Origin of the sequence: Chitinophaga arvensicola, assembly GCF_900110835.1 — a bacterium.
Taxonomy (GTDB): domain Bacteria; phylum Bacteroidota; class Bacteroidia; order Chitinophagales; family Chitinophagaceae; genus Chitinophaga; species Chitinophaga arvensicola.
This window is the reverse complement of the sequence record NZ_FOJG01000002.1, coordinates 3,279,656-3,303,435: the sequence shown is the minus strand read 5'-3', so window position 1 is coordinate 3,303,435 and position 23,780 is coordinate 3,279,656. Positions and strand designations below refer to the sequence as shown.

Sequence of the window (23,780 nt, the reverse complement as noted above, 5' to 3'; positions counted from 1 at the left end):
TTGTTTATCTTAATTATACACCTTCACCATATATACAAAGTCTTCCAGCTTCTTGATCTGATCTATCCGGTTCATCCCTTCCATGCTTTTATGCCCCCATTCTTTCCGGAGTTGTTTGTCTTTCGGCATTTCATCCAGCAGGTGTTTGAGGTGGGCAGATTTTACCGCAAAGGCAATACCATCAGAGGTAGTTTGTTTGCCGGTTACTATTCCCACTACATCGCCTTTATTATCGAGCAGCGGCGCTCCACTGTTACCCGGATTTACAGGAATAGACACCTGGTAAGCGGTGGTATCTCCGTTAAAACCTGTTTTGGCACTGATATAACCTTTGCCATATACAATTTCATCACGGGGGTAGCCGATAGTAAATACTTCTTCACCCAGTTTTACGGCTTGTGGTTTCAGCGAGTAAGGGAGTGGCTGACTTTTAAAAGTGGAGTCGGCAATTTTCAGGATGGCCAGATCACTGGAAATATCTTCAAATATGCTGACCGCTTTAAATGCTTCTCCTTTATTATTCTGAACATATACAGAGTCTGCGCCGGCTACTACATGATAGTTGGTAACAATATAGCCATTGCCGGATACTGCGAAACCGGTACCACCATAGGTACCAGGGTTTAACGGTGCCCTGCTCTTTTTGTTCATATCATTCACCAGTGCATTCTGGGAGCGCTGAATATTATTCAGGACCCTTCTTACATCTTCGTATTGAGCAGTAGATTTATTTCTGGAAACGTTCTGGATCACTGCGATGGTAGACAAAGAGGTAACCAGTGCGATACAGGCGGCAGCAGCCAGGTTGGTGATGGTTCTGCGGCGGATGGTCAGTCTCTTGGCCGTCTGGTTTTCTTCCTGCGCCTGTTTACGGAGCGTTGGCATATCCAGCTGGTGATGAATCTGATCAAGTTTAGCCTGCAGGTTCACACGTTGACCATAGTTGCCCAGGTGCTGAAGAAACAATTGATGTTCTTCTACCTGTTTATTTATTAAGGGATTGGTATGACGTAAAGCTTCAAAAGCAGTTTTTTCTGACTCATTCATTTCCCCTTCCAGGTAACGCTCAATTTCACGTAATAAGATCATGTCTTCTTTCATGGCTGCTTCTGCTTATAGTGGTGTTTTGTACTGATCAAAAAATAACTTCTTCAAACGCATCAGGCATTTATACTTCTGGTTCTTGGCGTTTTCTGCATTGGTATAGCCGAATTTCTCCGCTATTTCCTGCATCGACTTTTTGTGGAGGTAATAATCTTCCAGAATGGTTTGGCAGGGTTGACCGATGCTACTCATGGCTCCTTCCATTATTCTGAACTCCTGATCCTTTACATTGTGTTCTTCCAGTTCTTCTGTAGCCGGAATAACTTCTTCCAGCTCAGGTGTTAAAGCATATAATCCGTAGGTACGTTGCACTTTTTTAAGCCAGAGATGACGGCAAACCGAATAAAGAAAGGTTTTGAGCCGGCTGCTGAGCGTAAAATCGTTGTTTTGTACTTTTTCATACAGGACTATAATTGCCTCCTGGAACACATCTTTGGCGTCGTCTTCCGAGCCATTATGCTGAAGGATCATTCGTAATACCACCGGAAAATTCTCTGAATAGATGATTTCCAATGACTTATCCTCGCCTTTTGCCAGTCCCAGCAATAATTCCCTATCTCTTGTTATGTCTTGATTTTGCTTCACTCTTAATACAGTTATTGGCCATTTGGTAACCCAAAGTAGCGAAAAAAAATATTTTTAAAAGTTTGGGTTACCTTTTAGGTGATCCCGGTATAAAGGTTAAATCATTCAAAAAACAACTTAAATAATTGTAACATGAAGAACGTAATCAAAATTGGTTTCTTAGCTCTGTCTTTCGGTCTGTTCGCAGTTGCTTGCGGTGGTGCAAAAACTGAAACTACCGGTGATTCTACTGCTACTGCTGCTAGCAACACTATCGATTCAGCTGCAACTGCTGCAACTGCAAACGTTGATTCAGTAGCTAACGCTGCTAAAGCAACTGTTGATTCTGCTGCTAAAACTGTTGATTCAGCTGCTGCTCATCACTAATTTAACCTTAGGTTATATAATTAACCGTTCTGGCTTGGCCAGAACGGTTTTTTTATGTCCTGTTGGCTGCTGTACCTGTTTGATTTGAAAGTTATTCAATAAAATACGGTTATTATTAAAAAAAGTATATTTTTTGATATTACCGCTTGGATAATTAAAATCGTGCCGTATTTTTGTTCTACACTCAAAAAGAGTACAAATAACGAATATGATTCAGCAAACCTCTTTCGGCTTTTTTAGCTTTTATTATTTCTGGTACCAGAAATAGGGAGGTCGTTTGTAAAAAATAAAAGAACTACAAAAAGGCCTTCCGGAACCGGGAGGCCTTTTTTAATACCATAAACCGGCATGCAGCCAGCTGATGCCAACAAACAAATAAGTATATGTTACAGCCAATTACCGGCAATTACTTTTTTTATTACTTCTCTTACTTCTTTTATGCGAAGAAGCAGGGGACTCATTTGCAATAACATACTTACCATATAAGAGTACAACGCAAAGGGTCCCGGATCGGGACCCTTTCTGTTTTTAATAGCTAGTTGCTGTAGCAACTATAAATAAATAAAATCAATCACATACACATGAAAATTGCCATACAGGGGTTTGAAGGATGTTTTCACCAGGTAGCTGCCCAGGGGTATTTCGGTAAACAGGTCGAAATAGAATGCTGTGCCTCCTTTGCTGAGCTGGTTAAAAAAGCAAAACAGCAACCCGATGTGGATGCAGGTATGATGGCCATCGAAAACTCTATTGCCGGCAGCATTTTACCTAACTACAGTCTCATAAAGAACTCCGGTTTGCACATTACCGGCGAAATTTACCTGCAGATCAACCAGCACCTCATGGTATTACCGGGTCAGACGATGGAAGACCTTCGCGAAGTACATTCCCACCCGATGGCGTTGTTACAGTGTATGGATTTCCTGGAAAAATACCCGCATATCAAACTGGTAGAAACCGAAGATACCGCTCTCAGCGCCAGGCACGTAAGACAGAAAAAGCTGAAAAGCACTGCCGCCATTGCCGGTAAACTGGCCGCCGAAATCTTCGAACTGGATATCATCGCTCCCAATATTCATACAAATAAAAATAACTATACCCGTTTCCTGGCCGTGTCCCGTACACCCATGGCAACACCGGAAGACGCTAATAAAGCATCGGTGTATTTCCAGACCAGCCACGATCGCGGCAGCCTGGCTAAAGTACTCACACAGATTGCAGTAGCCGGTATCAACTTATCCAAATTGCAGTCGTTCCCCATCCCGGCAAAAGAATGGAACTATTACTTCCACGCCGATATGGAATTCGATAACGCCGCTCACTTTGAGAAAGCATTATCTAAAATAGAACCACTCACCGAACACCTGACAGTTTTAGGGATTTATAAAAAAGGAAAAACACATTAATCAGTTTTATGCAGATACAGGTCGCTAAAAGATTACAGGGCACAGAAGAATATTACTTCTCCAAAAAACTCAGGGAAATTGAGGAAATGAACCAGACAGGTACCAGGGTGATCAACCTCGGTATCGGTAGTCCGGACTTACCACCTCATCCTTCCGTGGTGGCTGCATTAAACGAAAATGCTGCATTACCGAATACCCATAACTACCAGGGCTACAAAGGTATTCCGGCCCTGCGTAAAGCAATGGCCGATTGGTATCAGCGCTATTACAACGTAACCCTGAATCCGGATACAGAAGTATTGCCGCTGATAGGTTCCAAAGAAGGTATTATGCACATCTGCATGACCTACCTGCAGGAAGGAGATGAAGCCCTGATCCCTAATCCGGGTTATCCTACCTATCGCTCTGCAGTGAACCTGAGTGGTGCTACTGTTGTTGATTATGACCTGACCGAAGAAAACAGCTGGTTGCCCGATCTGGATGCACTGGCCAAAAAAGACCTGAGCAAAGTGAAGCTGATGTGGGTAAACTATCCGCATATGCCTACCGGAGCAAAGGTAAACCGGGAGTTTGCCGCAAAGCTGATCACCTTTGCCAAACAGCATAACATCCTGATCTGCCATGACAATCCATATAGCTTTATCCTGAATGAACAACCGGAAAGCCTGTTACAGTTTGAAGGTGCAAAGGAGGTAGTTCTGGAACTGAACTCACTCAGCAAATCCTCCAACATGGCCGGCTGGCGCATTGGAATGCTGGTGGGCAAAGCAGAATGGATTGCACAGGTATTACGCTTTAAAAGTAATATGGATTCCGGTATGTTCCAGCCCATGCAAATGGCCGCTGTTCAGGCGTTGCAGCTGGGGAAAGACTGGTACGATGATTTAAATAAAATTTACCGTGCACGCAGGGAAAAAGTATTTCAACTACTGGATCTGCTGCATTGCACATACGATAAAAACCAGGTAGGTATGTTCGTTTGGGCGAAGATACCGGCCAATATCGAAAACGGCTATACGCTGACAGACGAAATACTGCAAAAAGCACGTGTATTCATTACTCCGGGCGGTATTTTCGGAAGTAACGGAAACGGCTATATCAGAGTGAGTCTCTGTCAGGATGAGAAAGTATTCCAGGAGGCGATAGAACGTATCAAAACAAACGTAAAATGATTGCAACAATAATAGGAACCGGTTTAATAGGTGGCTCACTGGCGATCACGCTGAAAGAAAAAGGCGCGGTCGACAGGATCATCGGGGTAGATCAGAACCAGGAGCATCTGCAAAGAGCACTGGAGCTGAATATCATCGATGAAGGGGCCAGTCTCGACGACGCCATGACGCGCTCAGACCTGGTAATACTGGCCATTCCCGTGGATGCAGTGCTGCAGGCATTGCCCGCCATTATGGATAAAGCACGCCCTGGCCAGGTGATTATGGATGTAGGATCTACTAAAGAAAAAATACTGCAACTCGTTGCCGGTCATCCCAACAGAGGACGTTTCGTGGCGGCCCACCCGATGGCCGGCACCGAGTATTCCGGCCCCGACGCTGCGGTACGCAACCTTTTCGTAAACAAAACCATGGTGCTCTGCGATGTGAAAAACAGCGATGAAGACGCCCTGGAAGTAGTGGAAAACATGGTCGACCAATTGCAGATGCGAACCGTATATATGAATGCGGAAGAGCATGACCTGCACACGGCCTATGTGTCGCATATTTCCCATATCACCTCCTTTGCACTGGCATTAACAGTGCTCAAAAAAGAGAAGGAGTCCGGACGGATTTTCGAACTGGCCAGCGGTGGTTTTGAATCTACCGTTCGTCTTGCGAAAAGCTCTCCTGATATGTGGGTACCTATCTTCAAACATAACCGCAACAACGTACTCGACGTACTGGACGAACATATCAGCCAGTTACAACAGATGAAAACGTTGCTGGAAACAGAAGACTACGACACTTTTTACAAGCTTATTCAAAAATCAAATAAAATCAGGAAGATCCTGAAATAATTAAATTCTGATAATCTACTTAACTTCAATACTATGGTACAGACAATGGAACAGATATTATCCAAAACTAAATTCTCCGATCCGTCTTCCGATAAAAAGCCGTTGATCATTTCCGGACCCTGCAGTGCAGAAACCGAAGAGCAGGTATTAGCTACCGCGCTGGCCTTGCAGAAAACAGGTAAAGTGGACGTTTTACGCGCTGGTATCTGGAAACCACGTACCCGTCCGGGTTCTTTCGAAGGTATTGGTACCAAAGGTCTTGCATGGCTGCAGAAAGCCCGCGAAATCACCGGCCTGCCTTTAGCGGTGGAAGTGGCTACAGCCAAACAGGTGGAAGATGCGCTGCATTTCGGTGTGGATATTCTGTGGGTAGGCGCCCGTACTACCGTAAACCCATTCTCTGTGCAGGAAGTAGCCGATGCACTGAGAGGCGTGGATACGACCGTTTTAATTAAAAACCCTATCAACCCGGATCTGGAACTCTGGATCGGTGCGGTAGAAAGAATCCAGAAAGCTGGTATCAATAAAGTAGGTCTGATTCACCGTGGCTTCTCCAGCTATGGCAATACCCAATACCGTAACGCGCCGATGTGGCACCTGGCTATTGAGCTGAAACGCCGTATGCCTGAACTGCCAATGATCTGCGATCCTTCTCACATCTCCGGCCGCCGCGATATCCTGCAGGAAGTTTCCCAGGAAGCAATCGACCTGGATTATGATGGTCTGATGCTGGAAACTCACGTAGATCCGGACAACGCATGGAGCGATGCCAAACAACAGGTTACTCCTGAGAAACTGGCTGAACTGCTGGACGGTATCACCTGGAGAAGAGAGCATTCCGATAAAAAAGATTTTAACTCTGCACTGGAAAAACTGCGTGCGCAGATCAACCAGGTAGATGATGAAATCATGCTGTTGCTCGGCAACCGTATGAAAATTGCAGAGAAGATCGGTGTATACAAGAAAGAAAATAACATCACCATCCTGCAGACGAACCGCTGGAATGAAATCCTGGACCGCGCTGTAGCGAAAGGTGAGAAACTGGGTCTGACCAAAGACTTCATCGTGAAATACTTCGATGCGGTTCACCTGGAATCCATCAACCGTCAGAACAAAGTAATGAACGAAGATAAGTAGATACCGCAGCCGGCTTTTAACCGTCAGGTATCCTGACAAAAAGCCGGCAGTAGTTTTTCCCAACGCTAAAGCTAACCGATAAATGCTCAAACAAATCCACCAGTTTCAACAACAGGAAACTACCTATTATTTAGGTGAAAGCCTGCTGCAACTGGGCAATCATGTAGACCGTAACAGGGCAGTACTGGTGATAGATGAAAATGTGGAATACCATCACGGTCATCATTTGCGCGATTGGAAAAAAATTGTGGTCACCGCAGGAGAGGATGTGAAGAACATGGCGACAGTGGAAAAGATCATCGATGGTCTTATTTCATTTGAAGCGGATCGCAAAACCACGCTGGTAGGCATTGGTGGCGGTATGCTCACGGATGTTGCCGGCTTTGCCGCCAGTATTTATATGCGCGGTATTCCCTTTGGCTTTGTTCCCACTACTTTGCTGGCACAGGTAGATGCTTCTATTGGTGGCAAAAACGGTGTAAGTCATGGTAAACAGAAAAACCTGCTGGGCATTATCCGTCAGCCGGCGTTTATCCTGTTCGACTACAGTCTGCCGCTCACCATGCCTGCAGAAGAGTGGCACAACGGCTTTGCTGAGATCATCAAATATGCCTGTATCATGGATGCAGAACTGTTCGATTATCTCGAAGTGAATAAAGAAAAGGCATTGGCGCGTGATGTCACTGTTCTGGAATACCTGGTCAATAAATCTGTGGCTGCCAAAACAAAGGTGGTACTGGAAGATGAACTGGAAAACGGTCCCCGTCGCTGGTTAAACTTTGGTCATACCCTCGGGCATGCCGTAGAAAAGCTGGAACACATAGCACACGGTAAAGCCGTGGCCATCGGTATGGTAGCAGCTACCCGTTTTTCGGAGAAGCTGATGAACCTGCCGGCAGATCAAACCATCCGGCTGATTAAACTGATCAGTGATTACCAGCTGCCCGTTGCTTTTACCTCTGATAAAGACGCCGTGTTCGACATCTTCAAACTGGATAAAAAGCGGGAGAAAGACGTCATACACTTTGTATTACTGGAACAGATCGGGAAAGCCACCACTATGCCTATTCCCATTGCAGAACTGAAGTTGTTACTGCAGGAGTTGTAAATTTTTTTCTAATCAATTAAAGGCGGACGAAATATACATATGCAAGTTACTGTATCACCAGCCATCATAAAAGGCACCGTTACGGCGAATCCTTCCAAAAGCGCAATGCAACGCGCTGTGGCAGCGGCGTTGCTGGCAAAAGGAAAGAGCATTATCCGTAACCCGGGCCTCAGCAATGACTGCCTGGCAGCACTGGAAGTAGCCGAAAATCTGGGTGCTAAAATAAAACGCGAATACGATCATTTCGAAATCACCAGTAATGGCGTTGCGCCGTTTTATGATGAAATCAACTGTGGTGAATCCGGTTTGGGTATCCGTATGTTTACTCCCATTGCGGCTTTGTCGTCTCTCCCTATTACCATAGAAGGACATGGTAGCTTAACTACCCGTCCGATGGACTTCTTCGAAGAAGTATTACCGCAACTGGATGTGAAGTGCACTACACAGGGTGGTAAATTACCCCTGCACATTCAAGGTCCTTTGCAACCTAAAAATATTACCATCGATGGTTCCCTGAGTTCCCAGTTCCTCACCGGACTGCTCATGGCCTATGGTGCAGCCGCAGAAAACGTAACCATTACCGTTACGGATCTGAAAAGCAAACCATACATTGCGTTAACCCTCCAGCTGATGGCACATTTTGGTGTTCAGGTGGAAGAAAAGAATTTTGAAACCTTCCACTTCGGTAAGCAACAGGCGTATAACGCCTGCGACTATACGGTAGAAGGCGACTGGAGCGGCGCTGCATTCCTGCTGGTAGCAGCAGCAGTAGCCGGTAAAGCAGAAGTACAACATCTGAATACTTCCTCTGCACAGTCGGATAAAGCCATCCTGGAAGCGTTGGAAAAAGCTGGTGCACAGATGATGTCCGGCGTATTTACCGTGAATATTGAGAAAGGTGGTTTAAACGCATTTGAAATAGATGCTACAGATTGCCCCGACCTGTTCCCTCCGCTGGTAGCACTGGCTGCTAACTGCAACGGCACTACGAAAATTAAAGGCGTAAGCCGTCTGGCACATAAAGAAAGCGACCGTGGTTTAACACTGCAGGAAGAATTCGGCAAGATGGGTATTAAAATAGATCTGCAGGGCGATATCATGCTGGTACACGGTGGCACTGGTATCAAAGGCGCACATGTACATTCGCACAACGACCACCGTATTGCGATGGCCTGTGCTGTAGCCGCTTTAACCGCTGATGGTCCGGTGATCATCGACAATGCAGAGGCCATCAATAAATCCTACCCGGAATTTTATGATCACCTGGAATTGCTGGGTGGTAAGGTAGCCGTAACCGTATAAATTTTTTAGTTCCCGGCAGTGTACTGCCGGGAACTTCACTTTAAATCTTCAGTGTGTGAACAGTTTTGGCAGATTATTCAGGGTAAATGTTTTCGGAGAATCGCATGGCGCCAGCGTTGGCGTTAATATAGATGGTATACCTGCCGGTATTCCTTTAAAACAGGAAGATTTCCTGGCAGACCTGGAACGTCGCAAAGGCGGCTCCAGGGGCACTACCCCCCGCAAGGAGGAAGACCTGCCGTATATCAAATCTGGCGTGTTCAACGATTACACCACCGGTGCTCCTGTTACCATTCTTTTTGAAAATAATAATACCCGCAGTACCGATTACGAAAAGCTGCGGGAGTTTCCGCGTCCGGGTCATGCCGATTTTGTAGCCACCGAGAAATTCGGCGGCTTTGAAGACTATCGTGGTGGCGGGCATTTTAGCGGCAGACTTACCTTAAACCTGGTAGCTGCCGGTGTCATTGCCAAAAAGATCCTGGGTGAAGAAATCCAGGTAAATGCTACCATCACGGAAGTGGGTGGCAATCCTGATCCGGAAGCCGGACTGGAAACAGCTATCGCAGCGAAGGATTCAGTAGGTGGTATCGTAGAATGTGTGGTAACCGGGCTACCAATCGGTTTGGGAGAGCCTTTCTTCGACTCGCTGGAATCAGCATTGGCACATGCGGTGTTTGCCATCCCTGCTATTAAAGGCATTGAATTCGGCGCCGGCTTTGCTGCCGCCAAAATGAAAGGGCTGGAACATAATGATCCGATCCTGGACATGACGGGTAAAACCGCATCCAATCATGCCGGCGGTGTGGTAGGCGGTATTACCAATGGCAATCCGCTGGTATTCCGCATTGCGGTAAAACCAACGTCCAGCACGCCTAAAGAACAACAAACCCTCAATATAAAGAGTGGAGAAGTAGAAACGTTCAGTGTAAAAGGTCGCCATGACCTTTGCATTGCACTGCGGGTACCGGTAGTATTGGAATCCGTGACGGCCATGGTGCTGGCCGATTTCCTGCTGCTGGAGCAGCGGAGACCAAGAGTATTTTCATCTCGCTAAAAATATAAAAAAAGGGAAGGCCGGTAAAGCCTTCCCTTTTTTATGAATGTGCTTATTGTTCGATAGCGAGCAACTCCACATCAAATATCAGTGCTGCACCCGGGCCGATTTTCGGACCTGCGCCACGATCGCCGTACGCCAGCTCAGAAGGAATGAAAAGACGCCATTTAGAGCCTACCGGCATCAGTTGCAGGGCTTCTGTCCAGCCTTTGATAACACCACCCACAGGGAAGGAAATTGGCTGACCTCTGTCTACAGAGCTATCGAACACGGTACCATCGATCAACGTACCGTGGTAATGTGTTTTCACTTTATCGCTGGCGGTGGGTTTCGGACCATTGCCTTCTTTCAGGATCTGGTACTGTAAACCATCAGGTAACGTTACTACACCTGGTTTTACTTTGTTTTCCGCCAGGAATTTCAATCCCGCTTCACGGTTCTTTGCAGCTTTGTCAGCTTTCAGCTGCTGCAGATAATTACTTATGCTCATATCAACTTGATCTTTTGACAGTAATAATGTCTGATTCTTTAATGCATCCTGTAACGCCTTGGCCAGTACGGTAGTGTTAATATTTTCGAGGCCCTGTGCTTTCAGGTTCTCTGCAATACTTACGCCCAATCCGTAACTTACTGAATCCAGTTTATTTTTTAATACCGGAGCTTTCACGGCGGTTTTAGCCACCGGTTTCTTAGGTGCAGGTTTAGCCTGACTGAAGCCTTGTGCTGATAAGCATCCCAGGACTCCTATGAACAGGTATTTTTTGTACATAAATGATTAATTGACAGAAATGTTAATTAAAATAAGGCTTTTAAAGACGGCTGCAAGTTAATCAATAAAATATTTCACAGGCAAGCCTTTTGCAGAGATGAACTTTCCGTGGCATTTCTTGTTTTGCACACGTTGGTATCATCCGTTTTTTTATGAAACAATTAGTCCTGTTTATTCTATTGTTATTATCCGGAAGATGGCTATCCGCGCAGGATACCACTGATTTATGGCAGAAAGCCAGGTTAAATCCGAACCTGGGAAGACACAAGTATATTGAGCTGAAACTCCATGGGGGCACGCATCTGTATTCCGGCGATGAGCTGAAAAACGCGCTGAACGAGGGGTACAAGTCGCTCGAACTGAGAATGGGGTGGCAGTCGACCGGGGAAAAGGAGTGGCAGCGGGTCTTCAATTATCCCAGTTATGGCATTGGATTCTACACCGGCGATATTGGTAACCCTACCATCCTGGGTAATCCCAGCGGCGTGTACGGTTTTTTTTATGCACCTTTTCACCGGCGTAAACGTAATCACTTTGAAGCGGGGTTATCGCTTGGGATCACTTACGACCTTAACCCTTACGACTCTACGTCCAATCCTCTCAACGATGCCATCGGCTCTAAGCTGGATGCCTATGTGAATTTCAGTGTAACCGGTGTGCTGAAAGTATCCAACTCATTTGATTTCCTCTATGGGATAGACCTTACACACTTTTCCAATGGCCGCACGCATACGCCCAACCTGGGACTGAATATGGCCGGGCTGAACATCGGGGTAAGGTATCATTACAATACGATCCGCAGCATTGTAAAGGAACAGATAGATCCCACCTACGAGGCTGCACGCCGGCCCACCTTCATCACCGATCCCGTGCCTCCGCAAAAACGTTATCATGAGCTGAGCCTGTATGGCGGCTTCGGTGTGGTACAAGCCTCCAGCGATGAAAAGCTGGAAGCCTTTTATGGAACGGCTTCCCTGATTATGGGATATGATTACCGCTTTAGTCATAAAAGCAGTGTGGGTATCGGTATAGATGGCTTTTACGATGGTTCCCTCGGCTGGACCTATCAGAAACGATACGGATCGGTGCGTACCAGCGATAAAATGCTGATGGCAGCACATCTTGCTTATGTATTGAATATCAAACATTTTCAGTTAAGAGCCGAAGTAGGCACCTATACCTGGAAGCGTGATAGTGAAAAGGGCGATTACTTTATGCGCCTGGCTTTGCGCTATAATATCAGTAAATACGGCTTTATACAGCTTGGATTGAAAACGTCGGATGGGGTAGCTTCCGACTGGATTGAATGGGGAGGGGGCGGAAAGGTGCGCTGGTAAAAGGGCCGGGGAAAAATCCGGGATAATGCCATGGCATCATCCCGGAAAAAAATTATTTAACAACAGGCAGCAACACGCTGGATGGGTGTTGCGCATCGTGGTAGATACGGATGGTAGCCTTTTTAAAGTCTTTATCCGTGGCTTTGTAAATATCCATGAACTGTTGCGGATTCCGGTCGGCCAACGGGAACCAGCTGCTTTGCACCTGGATCATAATGCGGTGGCCTTTCTGGAAGGTATGCGCCACATCCGGCATGGTGAACTTTACTTCAGCAGGTTGATCAGGAACAAAGGCTTCCGGCTTTTCAAAACTGTTACGGAATTTCCCCCGCATAATTTCCCCGCGCACCAGCATCTGGTAACCGCCCATCGGGTAGGTAGCAGAAGGAACCCGGCGATGTTCGCTGGGTGCATCTTCCTCGTACTTAAAATCGTTCGGGAATACGTCTATCACTTTTACAATGAAATCGGCATCAGTGGTACTGGTGCTGGCAATCAGATCAGCCACCACCGGACCCGCCAGGGTAATATCATTGTCGAGTACTTCACTTTCAAATACTGCTACATCGGGTCTGCGGGAAGCGAAGCGCTGATCATCGGTCATATAGCTGATGGTGCGGTTAAAATGTACGTCTTCTGTATAAGGAACCGGTTTGGCCGGATCGCTTACATATTCGCTGAAACTATTGCTGGTAGAAGGTTTAGAGAAGGATAACTTTCCATCTGCCTGCAGATACACCGGTGCTTCTTCCATATTGGCCGGAGGCCATTTAGGCAGTTGTTTCCATTTGTTTTCGCCGGTGAAGAAAATGGTGGCTTCTGCGATATCGGGTGCAGCGCCCTTACCTTTCAGGTAGTAGTTGAAGAAAGGAATTTCCAGGTTTTGCGCATAGTATTCAGCAGTGTTGCTGCCAAAGCGCACATTACCCAGGTGTGTACCGTCGTTGGACGACCATTGGCCGTGGTACCAGGGGCCCATTACAATACGGTTATTGGTGGCAGGGCTCTGGGTTTCAATGGCTTTGTAGGTATTCCATGCACCGAAGCAGTCTTCTGCATCAAATACGCCGCCCACTACCAGCATGGCAGGTTTTACATCTTTCAGGAAGTTGCGCACATTGCGTGCTTTCCACCAGGCATCATAGGTAGGATGCTCGTACATCTCTTTCCAGAAGGTAACGCTGTCGCCGATGATTTTTGCAAAGTTAGGCAGGGCACCGGTTTCCAGGTAATATTTGTAATTGTCGTGTGTATAGTAATCAATGCCTTTAGGACCTTGTGTAGTTGGTTTCGGATGTGGATGATCAAAAACCGTGTAGAAAGAAAAAGCGTCTGAAATAAAGAAAGCACCGTTGTGATGGAAGTCATCTCCCAAAAACCAATCGGTTACAGGGGCCTGTGGACTTACCGCTTTCAGGGCAGGATGACCGCTCAATGCGCCCATGGTAGAGTAGAAGCCCGGGTAGGAAATACCAAAGATCCCAACGTTACCATTGTTGCCGGCGATATTTTTTACGAGCCAGTCGATGGTATCATAGGTATCGCTGGCTTCATCAATTTCCTTCTTTCCTTTTTTAGCGGGATCAAAAGGTCTTACATTGACAAATTTACCTTCGCTCATCCAGGTGCCTCTTACATCCTGGATCACCATGATATAGCCTTCTTTCAGGTATTCCCTGTAATGATTTTTATACAGGGGACGGAATTCTTTTTCGCCATAGGGCGCGCAGGAATAGGGGGTGCGCGTCATTAATATGGGATGTTTCTCGGATTGGTCTTTCGGCAGGTAAACGGAGGTAAATAATTTAATACCGTCCCGCATGGTGATGTACACTTCTTTTTTGGTGTAGTGTTCATACATCCAGAGGGAATCCTGGTTCACGGCCTTACAGGCCACCGGGAAGACAAACAGCGCGGCACAGGCCAGCAGCAGCCATTTTCTCATAAACAGTTTATTTTTGATTTAGATCGCGGCTAAAGTAGTAAAAAAAATGGGGACGCCCGGAAGGTAAATGGGGAACGGTTATTGGCCGAGTTTCTCTCTTTCCTTTTTTGGCAGCGTGGCTACTACCAGGTTATACGAATTTTTGATCCATTCCAGGATGAGTTTATTGGGAATGCCGGAATGCACATCAACCGTATTCCAGTGTTTCTTATTCATATGGTAACCAGGTATTACGCCTTCGTATCTTTCACGGAGTTCAATCGCTTCTTCCGGATCGCATTTAAGGTTAATGGTTTCAAAATTTTCCAGTCCGCTGGCGGCAAAGATCTTTCCGCTTACTTTATACACAAGGGTTTCATCACCAAAGGGAAATTCTTCGGTCACGCCAGGGAGAGAAAGACAGTATTCCTGAAATTGAGCCAGGTTCATAAACGGTTGTTTTATGGTATCTGGCTGTAAAAGTCAGGAAATTTTCCGGAAGGGAGCTAGGGTGTCTGAATTATTTTATAACTGAATGTAACGTTTCTGTCGATTTGTGACATGATTTGGAAGAGCGGGTTAGCACTGGCATCTATCCATCCAAAAGTAGGGGTAGCAGAGATACGGGGCTTATTGTCTATTTGAACTCCCACCCCGGCGATGAGATGTTCGCCTACAAGGTAAGGGTAGTATTCGTTAACAAGATCAGGAAACTTACTTCCCAGGATAGCGCGAAACAGGAGGGGATTTTTTGATACCTGTGGATAGAGTGGATTTTTTAAGACAGTAGGAGTTATATCATACTTACTAATAACCAGGCTGGGAGCAGTATTGCGTACAGTCAGGTAGTTCATGTTGAGAAATCCGGTCAGGTCGTTGTTTTTGTAAGTATATTCTGTATAAGTCACCATTAGCCCTCCGAGTATGTCGAGAAGTTGGACGGTATCTTTACTTCCTTCCTGGATGAGCTGCCGTTGAGCGTTGATGAGTTGACGGACAGTATCGTAGCCGGAAATAGCGGTGCCAAGTTCACGGTAATTGGTTGTATAAATGGTAAGATTCCCGGTATTCCAGACGATTGAATCTTTCTGGGTCAGGCTCTTAACGTTGTACTCAATTTCGTTGTAATATTTTGCAGCGGCCAGATAGCCATCGGGGCTGTAAGTATAGGTTACATAGTTTTGCCATTTGCGATAGGTGGTATTGTAATCCCATCTTTCTATAGCCTGGTATTTGTCATTGTATACGAGGCTGTCTTTGGGTATATCGTTAACGCGGATAGCTGTAACGAGGTACACAGCTTTTACCGGGTCAGGGCCGGGAGGTGTTACTTCATTTTTTTTGTTGCGGCAGGCGGCTGTGATGAGGATTAACAGCAGGGCGATACCATAATATAGGTGTTTTCTGAGTGCTTGCATGTGGAATGGATGTATGACCTCAAAAATAGCAATTTTGAGAGGTTTTTGGGTGAAAAGTCGGGATAAGTTATCTAGCCATGTTTAGTTCCGGGAGATAGGGGGCAGATATGTTTACGGTTTTGGAACATAGCTGTAGGTAATTGTTTTAGTATTATTACCTTCCCTGATGGTTTGTGTCAGGATGTTTTCAGTGCCGGGAAAATTAGTAGCATCGGCGCTTATGGTTGATTCTCCATTTGGCGATTTCATTTTGGTCATATTGTAGTCACTCAACATAAACGGCCCGTAATTACCAAGCATAGCCAGTGCAGAAAGTGGATTATTACGCAGATATTTTGCCAGCGGGTTGCCGAGGCGGCCGTATTCAAGTGTAAAGATTTCATCGTTGGAAAAATTGCCATTTTTTCTGCGCCAAAACGAGGAGACCAGGTTATTACCTTTAAAGGCACCTTCCCAGAAGTCGTTTACTTTAGGAGAAGGAACGTTTGTGGTATCTTTGAAAAAATAGCCAGTCAGTCTCCGGGATTCATCCATTTTAAACAATGTGGTATCGTAGTGCTGAATCACACCACCTGCACTAAAAGTCACATAAGACAGCACTTTATCGGCAGACCATTTCAAGGAATCTTTGATGCTTATACCGGAATTTGAACTACAGATGGATAATATCAACCGGTCGTTGATATCGTAAGAAAACTTATAGCAGTAGTAATAACTGGAACTGAATTGCCATTGTTCAGAGATCCGTCCGTTGGCATATACCAGGCTATCTTTCACGATACCATTCAGGGAAATTGTTTTGACAAGATAGTTGTCATTCACAGGTAATGGAGGCGGAGGTGGTGGTGGCGTCGAAATATCATCTTTCCTGTGCCGGCAGCCGGTAAAGGCCAGGAAGATGGCTAAACATACTGATAATAAAACAATGCCCTGTTTAAACATAATATAGGTGTTGGATGCAACAAGTACAGCGAATGTTGCAAATTGCTATACAACTAAATCCGCTGTTGGATGAAGTACGAAGATAACAGTTAATGCCGGTTCTCTTATCGTAGTCTGCGTCATGACAATTTGCCCTCAAACGCGAAGTCCCGTACGTATCAAACATACAGGACTTCACATTTAAACAGCAGGTATAAATTATTTCTTGTTGATACTGATAATCACGCGGGAATAACGGGCATATGTAATTTCTACTTCCTGGCCTGCTCTGTATCCTTCCAGTGCGCCACGCATCCAGTAAAACAACCGCTTTTTCTTATTCTCCAGCAGGATCATAATATTGGTCTGGGTGTCGTTATTCTCCAGGTATACCGCTTCCATCGGTGCGTTAAGGGTAGCTTTCTGCAGGGTAGTCAGGTCCTTTTTTATAGCCCAGTAGCGTATATCTGTTACTTTTATCAGTGCAAAGACCAGTGCTACCACAAAGCTCAACAGCCATACCCAGAACCAAAGGTTTTTGAACGACAGGAGCGAATCATCTGCATCACCCAGGTTGTTGTGGGTGTACAAATAGATTTGCGGTATCACAGCGGCAATTAATAATAAGCCAAAACCAATAAGGGCGAATTTGGTTAACTGTTGCTTGTTTCTCTTCAGCGCATCCTGTAATAGAAAGTGTTCCTCAGTCGTAATAAAGGTGTAGTCAGACATAGTTGTTAGATGGTTTTTCAGTAGGCTAATATATATATAAACGATTAATTAATTAAATTTATATATATAAATATTTATTCAGTGATTATGTTTTTGCCCGTTTGTGGCCATTTTACAGTAATATGTGTTAAAATATTATTACATATTTCTGGAGATGTAAACGCCTGGTGTAACACGTATCTGCAGCTTTATTAACGTATATATAATTTAGTCATGTCGTTTTGAGTGAAAATTGTTTTCTAATTTGCGCCCATCATAACCCATCGTCCGTTATTCTTCCCCCATTTTTATTATCATAAATACAAGCAATAGTGAAAAGGATTTTTTTATTAGCTGCCGTTCTGTTTTCTCTCGGCAGCCAGGCACAGGACACTACCCAACAAGTAACACCCGGCAGGAAAAACAGCGCAACACAACAATCGAAACCTTATGTGATCATGATCTCCATCGATGGGTTCCGGTACGATTATGCAGAGAAGTATAAAGCAGAAAATCTGTTACGCTTGTCCGGTCAGGGCGTTCGTGCTACCGCTATGCAACCGGCTTTTCCTTCCCTGACTTTTCCGAATCACTATTCCCTGGTCACTGGCCTGTATCCTGCACATCACGGCCTGGTAGATAATCTCTTCTACGACCGTAAAAGAGATGCCGTTTATAAAGTAAGTAACCGCGATGCAGTAGAAGACGGTACCTGGTACAATGGGGTGCCATTATGGGTACTCGCAGAGAAACAACAGATGGTGAGCGCCAGCTACTTCTGGGTGGGCTCCGAAAGCGCCGTGCAAATGGTCAGACCCACCTATTATTTTAAATACCAGGAGAAAACAACTATCGATCGCCGTGTTCAACAGGTTGCAGAATGGCTTAGCTTACCCGAAGACCAACGCCCGCACCTGATTACATTCTATTTCCCGGAAGTGGATCACATGGGCCACTCCTGGGGACCAGACAGCGATAGTGTGAGAAGCGCTGTACAACTGGTAGATAAAGCCATCGGCAAAATGGTGGCCATGGTAGAAAAACAAAAACTACCGGTGAACTTCATCGTAGTATCTGATCACGGTATGATACAGGTGGATACCGTGCATACCATCTCTATTCCCGAATCTCCGCTGCTGCAACCCCTGAAAGTGCTACCTGCAGGCCAGAAGATAATGCTGTATGGTAAAAATGACGAAGAGATCAAAGCCGCTTACGATTATCTGAAACAACACGAAAATCATTATACCGCCTATCTCAAAAAAGAAACACCGGAAAGATGGCACTATGGCCAGGAAGATGTGTATAACCGCATCGGTGATATCATCCTGCTCGCAGAAGCCAATTATATCTTTAAGTCAGCGAAAGAATCGCATCCCGGTCATCATGGATATGATAATAATCTCACTAACATGAATGCCATCTTCATGGCCTGGGGACCAGCTTTTAAACCGCATACCCGCATTGCCACTTTTGAAAACGTACATGTGTATCCGTTAGTAGCCAGAATACTCGGCCTCGATATTACACAGCCGATAGATGGCCAGCTGGAAGTGCTGGAACCGATATTGAATTTCTAACCGGGAGATAGTAAAAGAAAAAGGGGAAAGCGATGATCGCTTTCCCCTTTTTAATAGTATTCACCGGCTGTTATTAAGCGGTAACTTCCTCATAGGCACTTGCAGGTTCGCAGGTGCAGATCAGGTTTCTATCGCCGAACGTATTGTTGATACGGCTTACAGAAGGCCAGAATTTATTTGCCTGTACATATTCCAGCGGGAATGCTGCCTGCTGACGGCTGTATGGACGGGTCCATTCGTCGGCAGTGATTACCTGTTGGGTATGCGGTGCATTTTTGAGTACGTTGTTTTGTTTGTCGGTATGACCCAGTTCTACTGCGCGGATTTCTTCGCGGATAGCCAGCAGTGCATCGCAGAAGCGATCCAGCTCACCTTTGTCTTCACTTTCAGTAGGCTCAATCATGATAGTACCCGGAACCGGGAAGCTCATGGTTGGAGCGTGGAAACCGTAGTCCATCAAACGTTTTGCCACATCTTCCGCTTCTACACCTGCCGTTGATTTAAACGGACGGAGATCAACGATGAATTCATGCGCACAGGTACCGTTTACACCGGTGTAAAGGATATCATATGCTTTCTCCAGGCGTGCCTTCATGTAGTTGGCATTCAGGATTGCATATTCAGATGCCTGTTTCACACCGTTAAATCCGAGCATACGGATGTAAGCGTAAGAGATAAGCAGGATGCTGGCAGAACCAAATGGAGCAGCAGATACCGCGTTGGAAGGTTTGCCTTCATTCAGCGTTACGTGACCGGGCAGGAATGGCGCCAGGTGTTTGGCAACGCAGATGGGGCCCATGCCGGGACCACCGCCACCGTGAGGGATAGCGAAGGTTTTGTGCAGGTTCAGGTGACAAACGTCAGCGCCGATCAGTCCGGGTGCGGTTAAACCTACCTGGGCATTCATATTGGCGCCGTCCATGTATACCTGTCCGCCGTGTTCGTGTATAGTAGCACAGATATCTTTCACACTTTCTTCATACACACCATAGGTAGATGGATAAGTGATCATGATACCGGCGAGGTCTTTACTGTGTGCAGCTGCTTTGGCTTTCAGGTCATCCACATCGATGTAACCGTTTTCCAGTGCTTTTACAATCACCACTTTGTAACCCGCCATTACAGCAGATGCAGGGTTGGTACCGTGTGCACTGATCGGGATCAGCATGATGTTACGGTGACCCTGGCCAATGCTTTGCTGGTATTCGCGGATCACCAGCAGACCGGCGTATTCGCCCTGGGCGCCACTGTTAGGCTGCAGGCTGCAGGCGTCGAAACCGGTAATTTTGCTGAGATACTCACCCAGTTCAGTGGCCATCTGTAAATAGCCGCCTACCTGGTTGGTAGGTGCAAAGGGGTGCATTTTGCTCCAGTGTGCCCAGCTCAATGGAATCATCTCTGTAGCTGCATTCAGTTTCATGGTGCAGGAACCGAGAGAAATCATGGAGGTGTTCAGGGAAAGATCTTTATTTTCCAGCATCTTCAGGTAACGCATCATCAGTGATTCACTGTGATGGTTATTGAATACCGGGTGCAACAGGTAAGCAGAAGTGCGTTGCAGGTCAGCCGGGATACCGGTGTTGCCACCGGAAACTGCTGCTGCATCTGTAGTACCTGCACCAAAGATGTGCAGGATATCGTTTACATCTGCAATGGTAGTCGTTTCATCCAGGGAGATACCAACATTGCCATTGGCGAAGTAACGGAAGTTGATACCCAGTGCTTCTGCTGCATCTTTTACATCAGCGCCTTCTACTACGATGGTGTCGAAGAAGCTGCTGGCCGCCAGTTTCAGGCCTTTGGCTTTCAGCTTTTGTGCAATTGTATTGGTGAGCAGGGAAATACGGGTAGCAATATTTTTCAGGCCTTCCGGACCATGGTATACGGCATACATAGCGGCCATATTAGCCAGCAATGCCTGTGCAGTACAGATATTGGAAGTTGCTTTTTCACGTTTGATGTGCTGTTCGCGGGTTTGCAGTGCCATACGCAGCGCACGGCCACCTTGTGCATCGATGCTTACACCGATGATACGGCCAGGGATGGAACGTTTGAAGTCGTCCTTCACAGCGAAGAAAGCTGCGTGCGGACCACCAAAGCCCAATGGAACACCGAAGCGTTGTGCAGAACCAAAGGCTGCATCTGCGCCCATTTCACCGGGAGAGGTGAGGAGGGTCAGCGCCAGCAGATCGGTCGCTACGCCTACGAATGCACCTACTGCATGTACCTGCTCAATAAACGCACGGTAATCAGCAGCAGCACCAAGATTATCAGGATACTGAATCAGGGCGCCAAAGTACAATTCGTCAAATTGTGCTGTTTTGTAATCACCCACTACTACTTCTATCTGAAGCGGTGTAGCACGGGTTAAGATCACATCCAGTGTTTGCGGATATACGTTGTTGTCTACAAAAAACTTAGGTCTGGTTACATGATCATGATCTTTGTTCAACGCATTGAAAAACATGGTCATTGCTTCGGCTGCTGCTGTTGCTTCATCCAGCAGGGAAGCATTGGCGATAGGCAAACCGGTCAGATCGCATACCATAGTCTGGTAGTTCAGCAGACTTTCCAGGCGACCCTGGGAAATCTCAGCCTGGTACGGCGTATACTGGGTATACCATCCTGGATTTTCAAATACATTACGCAGAATAACACTCGGAGTAATGGTATCAAAATAACCCTGACCAATGTAGTTGCGGTAAACTTTATTCTTCAGCGACACTTCCTTCAGGTGACGGAGATAATCACTTTCACTCATCGCAGCAGGAATAGCCAGTGGCTGTTGCATGCGGATGGCGCCCGGAACGGTGTTGCTGATCAGCTGGTCCAGGTTGGAGGCCCCGATGGTTTCCAGCATCTGGTTGGTCTCTCTTTCATTCGGCCCTATGTGACGGTGCACGAATTCATTTTGTTGAATATCAAAAAGATTCATGATGTAAGCAGGTAATTTGAAATAGAATGCGCAAAGCTATGCAGATTTCAAACAACGGCCAAACAATCAATACTGGCGGGGGAAATCAGTGATAAATGACGTATCACAACAGGATGTATATGTCATGATTTTGTCCATGTACTAATTACCTATCTTTGCATCAAATGAGTAAAATTTTAGAAGACTGGCAACAGAAGGCCCAGGAAAAGCAAAAGGCTAACAAACAGTTTCTCGCTAAACTGCAAACCCGCCGTGGAAAAGGGGTTGAGAAGCTGTTGCCGGACTTGCACGACGAAGCATTCAGCAAAATCGACTGCCTGGAATGCGGTAACTGCTGTAAAACAATCAGTCCCCGCTTCAAAGGACCCGATATCAGACGTATTTCCAAACATCTCGGGATGAAGGAAGGCGAGTTCATAGATACTTACCTGCGGCTCGATAAGGACGAGGATTATGTAGTGAAATTTACCCCCTGCCCCTTCCTGGGAGCGGATAATTACTGCGGCATCTATGATGTACGACCTGGTGATTGCGCCAATTACCCCTACACAGACAGCTACGATTTCTTCAAACGCCCGAAAATTACCTACGAAAACAGTACGGTGTGCCCGGCAGTATACTATGTACTGGAGAAGTTGAAAGAGAAAATGGATTTATAGCAGCGGAGGTAGCTGCTCTGACGAAAGGAACCCGTTTCCTGTCTGTTACTGAAAATATTCCGGGGAGATGAAAGTCGGTTAGCTGACTTCCATCTCCCCGGATCTTTTAAGCCGGTAACCCTTACCGGTAGTAGCTTTTGTAATTGATACCCATTGTCAGAGCCTCGTTAAGGCTTCAGATCCAGCTTCCGCATGGCAGGTGAAATCACATAGGTGGTGATTACCACGCCCAGCGTTACACAGCCGCCAAATACCACAGAGGGTACCAGGCCCAGCGCCCGCGCCATGAATCCGCTTTCAAAGGCGCCCAGCTCATTGGAAGAGCCCACAAACATTGAACTTACAGAAGCCACCCGGCCGCGCATGTCATCCGGTGTTTTTAACTGCAGGATCGTCTGACGGATGATCACGCTGATACCATCCAGCGCACCACTGATCAGCAGGGCAAACATCGACAGGTAGAAGCTGGTAGACAAACCAAACAGGATAATGGTAAGCCCGAAGCCGAATACTGCCGCCAGCAGCTTGATGCCCGGTTTATTCACCAGCGGTTTGTGCGCCAGGATAAACATCGTTACCAACGCACCCACAGCCGGGGCAGAACGTAACAGTCCGTATCCCAGGGAACCCACCTGCAATACATCCGTGGCAAAAGCAGGCAGCATTGCCACCGCCCCCCCGAATAATACCGCGAACATGTCCAGGGCCATGGCGTTTAAAACCACCTTGGTTTTCCAGACAAACCGCATTCCCTCTGTAAGACCCGTTACAAAGCTTTCTCCCTTCGACTTGTAATAAATGGGTTTCGGCTTTATATTGAGTAAACTATATAATGGTGCAAAGAAAATACCTACTACCAGCAACATGGACCAGTGTACACCAATCCAGTGGATGAACAGGCCGCCCAATGCAGGTCCCAGTACCCCACCGATCTGCCAGGCGGAGCTGCTCCACGTAGAGGCGTTGGCGTAGAGCTCGCGTGGTACCAGCAGCGACATCAGGGTAAAGTTCGCCGGACTGGTAAAAGCCCGGACGATGCCGCCCGTAAACACCAGCAGGTAAATCAGGTTCAGGATCCAGTTTTTCGAAAGCCCCGCCACCGCCTGGTCCCAGGTGAGCAGAAACAACCCCGAACTGATAAAGAGATAGGCAATCACACATTTGAGGAGCATTCCCCTTTTTTCCCGTTTATCCACCAGGTGACCGGCAAAAGGCGCCAGCAACACCGCAGGTATTACCTCTGCGAGACCTATCAGTCCCAGTGAAAAAGGATCTTTGGAGATTTCATAGACTTTCCATTCTATGATGGCGAATTGCATGGCCAGCGCAAATACAAAGGCAAAGCGGATAACCAGGTAATAATTGAATTCCGGAAAGCGTAGCGAAGCGTACGGATCATTCTTTTTCGGTGCCGTTGTGTCCAACCTGATGAGTTTTTTGCGAAGGTACA

Annotated in this window: 21 protein-coding genes; 11 read left to right on the top strand and 10 right to left on the bottom strand. The window is 46.4% G+C overall.

Annotation, left to right across the window (positions count from 1 at the left end; all coding sequences use genetic code 11):
* Positions 1-9: 9 nt before the first annotated feature.
* Both BMW79_RS30345 and BMW79_RS30340 read right to left on the bottom strand, forming a co-directional pair.
* On the bottom strand, positions 10-1,101 hold the full coding sequence (locus BMW79_RS30345; RefSeq protein WP_089902393.1) for a S1C family serine protease: 1,092 nt from the start codon (positions 1,099-1,101) through the stop codon (positions 10-12).
* Between the two features lie 12 nt (positions 1,102-1,113).
* Positions 1,114-1,689 (bottom strand): RNA polymerase sigma factor, encoded by a 576-nt coding sequence (locus BMW79_RS30340; protein WP_089902390.1) that lies wholly within the window; start codon positions 1,687-1,689, stop codon positions 1,114-1,116.
* Between the two features lie 132 nt (positions 1,690-1,821).
* On the opposite strand from BMW79_RS30340, the gene BMW79_RS30335 reads away from it, so the two are divergent.
* From BMW79_RS30335 to BMW79_RS30300, 8 genes are all read left to right on the top strand, one after another.
* Positions 1,822-2,055, top strand: a complete 234-nt coding sequence (locus BMW79_RS30335) for a hypothetical protein (RefSeq protein WP_089902388.1) — start codon at positions 1,822-1,824, stop codon at positions 2,053-2,055.
* A gap of 581 nt (positions 2,056-2,636) precedes the next feature.
* A complete protein-coding gene (locus BMW79_RS30330) occupies positions 2,637-3,461 on the top strand; it encodes a prephenate dehydratase (protein ID WP_089902384.1) in 825 nt (274 codons plus the stop codon).
* Between the two features lie 8 nt (positions 3,462-3,469).
* On the top strand, positions 3,470-4,633 hold the full coding sequence (locus tag BMW79_RS30325; protein ID WP_089902382.1) for a pyridoxal phosphate-dependent aminotransferase: 1,164 nt from the start codon (positions 3,470-3,472) through the stop codon (positions 4,631-4,633).
* Positions 4,630-5,472, top strand: coding sequence for a prephenate dehydrogenase (locus BMW79_RS34160; RefSeq protein ID WP_089902377.1), 843 nt, complete (start codon positions 4,630-4,632; stop codon positions 5,470-5,472). The genes BMW79_RS30325 and BMW79_RS34160 overlap by 4 nt, the downstream gene beginning before the upstream one ends.
* Before the next feature lie 33 nt (positions 5,473-5,505).
* The gene (locus BMW79_RS34155) at positions 5,506-6,609 is read left to right on the top strand and encodes a chorismate mutase (RefSeq protein ID WP_245752741.1); all 1,104 of its coding nucleotides are present in this window, start codon (positions 5,506-5,508) and stop codon (positions 6,607-6,609) included.
* A gap of 82 nt (positions 6,610-6,691) precedes the next feature.
* Entirely contained in the window at positions 6,692-7,717 is a 1,026-nt protein-coding gene (gene aroB / locus BMW79_RS30310) for a 3-dehydroquinate synthase (protein WP_089902376.1), read from the top strand.
* Between the two features lie 39 nt (positions 7,718-7,756).
* On the top strand, positions 7,757-9,019 hold the full coding sequence (aroA, locus tag BMW79_RS30305; RefSeq protein ID WP_089902373.1) for a 3-phosphoshikimate 1-carboxyvinyltransferase: 1,263 nt from the start codon (positions 7,757-7,759) through the stop codon (positions 9,017-9,019).
* A gap of 55 nt (positions 9,020-9,074) precedes the next feature.
* Entirely contained in the window at positions 9,075-10,076 is a 1,002-nt protein-coding gene (locus tag BMW79_RS30300; RefSeq protein ID WP_089902370.1) for a chorismate synthase, read from the top strand.
* Positions 10,077-10,128: 52 nt separating this feature from the next.
* Here the strand turns inward: BMW79_RS30300 and BMW79_RS30295 are convergent, their stop codons facing one another.
* Positions 10,129-10,845 (bottom strand): FKBP-type peptidyl-prolyl cis-trans isomerase, encoded by a 717-nt coding sequence (locus BMW79_RS30295; protein WP_089902367.1) that lies wholly within the window; start codon positions 10,843-10,845, stop codon positions 10,129-10,131.
* 152 nt (positions 10,846-10,997) lie between these two features.
* On the opposite strand from BMW79_RS30295, the gene BMW79_RS30290 reads away from it, so the two are divergent.
* Positions 10,998-12,182 carry an acyloxyacyl hydrolase gene (locus BMW79_RS30290; protein WP_089902364.1) on the top strand — a complete coding sequence of 395 codons (1,185 nt, stop codon included), beginning with the start codon at positions 10,998-11,000 and terminating at the stop codon, positions 12,180-12,182.
* Between the two features lie 52 nt (positions 12,183-12,234).
* Here BMW79_RS30290 and BMW79_RS30285 read toward each other — a convergent pair whose 3' ends face one another.
* From BMW79_RS30285 to BMW79_RS30265, 5 genes are all read right to left on the bottom strand, one after another.
* On the bottom strand, positions 12,235-14,127 hold the full coding sequence (locus BMW79_RS30285; protein ID WP_089902361.1) for a CocE/NonD family hydrolase: 1,893 nt from the start codon (positions 14,125-14,127) through the stop codon (positions 12,235-12,237).
* 78 nt (positions 14,128-14,205) lie between these two features.
* On the bottom strand, positions 14,206-14,556 hold the full coding sequence (locus BMW79_RS30280) for an MmcQ/YjbR family DNA-binding protein (RefSeq protein WP_089902358.1): 351 nt from the start codon (positions 14,554-14,556) through the stop codon (positions 14,206-14,208).
* 56 nt (positions 14,557-14,612) lie between these two features.
* The gene (locus BMW79_RS30275) at positions 14,613-15,524 is read right to left on the bottom strand and encodes a hypothetical protein (protein ID WP_089902355.1); all 912 of its coding nucleotides are present in this window, start codon (positions 15,522-15,524) and stop codon (positions 14,613-14,615) included.
* Positions 15,525-15,635: 111 nt separating this feature from the next.
* Positions 15,636-16,466, bottom strand: a complete 831-nt coding sequence (locus tag BMW79_RS30270; protein WP_089902352.1) for a hypothetical protein — start codon at positions 16,464-16,466, stop codon at positions 15,636-15,638.
* 198 nt (positions 16,467-16,664) lie between these two features.
* Positions 16,665-17,177, bottom strand: coding sequence for a hypothetical protein (locus tag BMW79_RS30265; RefSeq protein ID WP_089902349.1), 513 nt, complete (start codon positions 17,175-17,177; stop codon positions 16,665-16,667).
* 311 nt (positions 17,178-17,488) lie between these two features.
* On the opposite strand from BMW79_RS30265, the gene BMW79_RS30260 reads away from it, so the two are divergent.
* Complete coding sequence (locus tag BMW79_RS30260) at positions 17,489-18,736, top strand: alkaline phosphatase family protein (RefSeq protein WP_245752740.1); 1,248 nt, start codon at positions 17,489-17,491, stop codon at positions 18,734-18,736.
* Between the two features lie 73 nt (positions 18,737-18,809).
* Here the strand turns inward: BMW79_RS30260 and gcvP are convergent, their stop codons facing one another.
* The gene (gene gcvP, locus BMW79_RS30255; RefSeq protein ID WP_089902343.1) at positions 18,810-21,671 is read right to left on the bottom strand and encodes an aminomethyl-transferring glycine dehydrogenase; all 2,862 of its coding nucleotides are present in this window, start codon (positions 21,669-21,671) and stop codon (positions 18,810-18,812) included.
* 164 nt (positions 21,672-21,835) lie between these two features.
* Between gcvP and BMW79_RS30250 the strand changes: the two genes are divergently transcribed.
* Positions 21,836-22,330, top strand: a complete 495-nt coding sequence (locus tag BMW79_RS30250; protein WP_089902339.1) for a YkgJ family cysteine cluster protein — start codon at positions 21,836-21,838, stop codon at positions 22,328-22,330.
* A 167-nt stretch (positions 22,331-22,497) separates the two neighbouring features.
* On the opposite strand, the gene BMW79_RS30245 is transcribed toward BMW79_RS30250, so the two are convergent.
* Positions 22,498-23,754 carry an MFS transporter gene (locus BMW79_RS30245; RefSeq protein WP_089902334.1) on the bottom strand — a complete coding sequence of 419 codons (1,257 nt, stop codon included), beginning with the start codon at positions 23,752-23,754 and terminating at the stop codon, positions 22,498-22,500.
* Between the last annotated feature and the right edge of the window lie 26 nt (positions 23,755-23,780).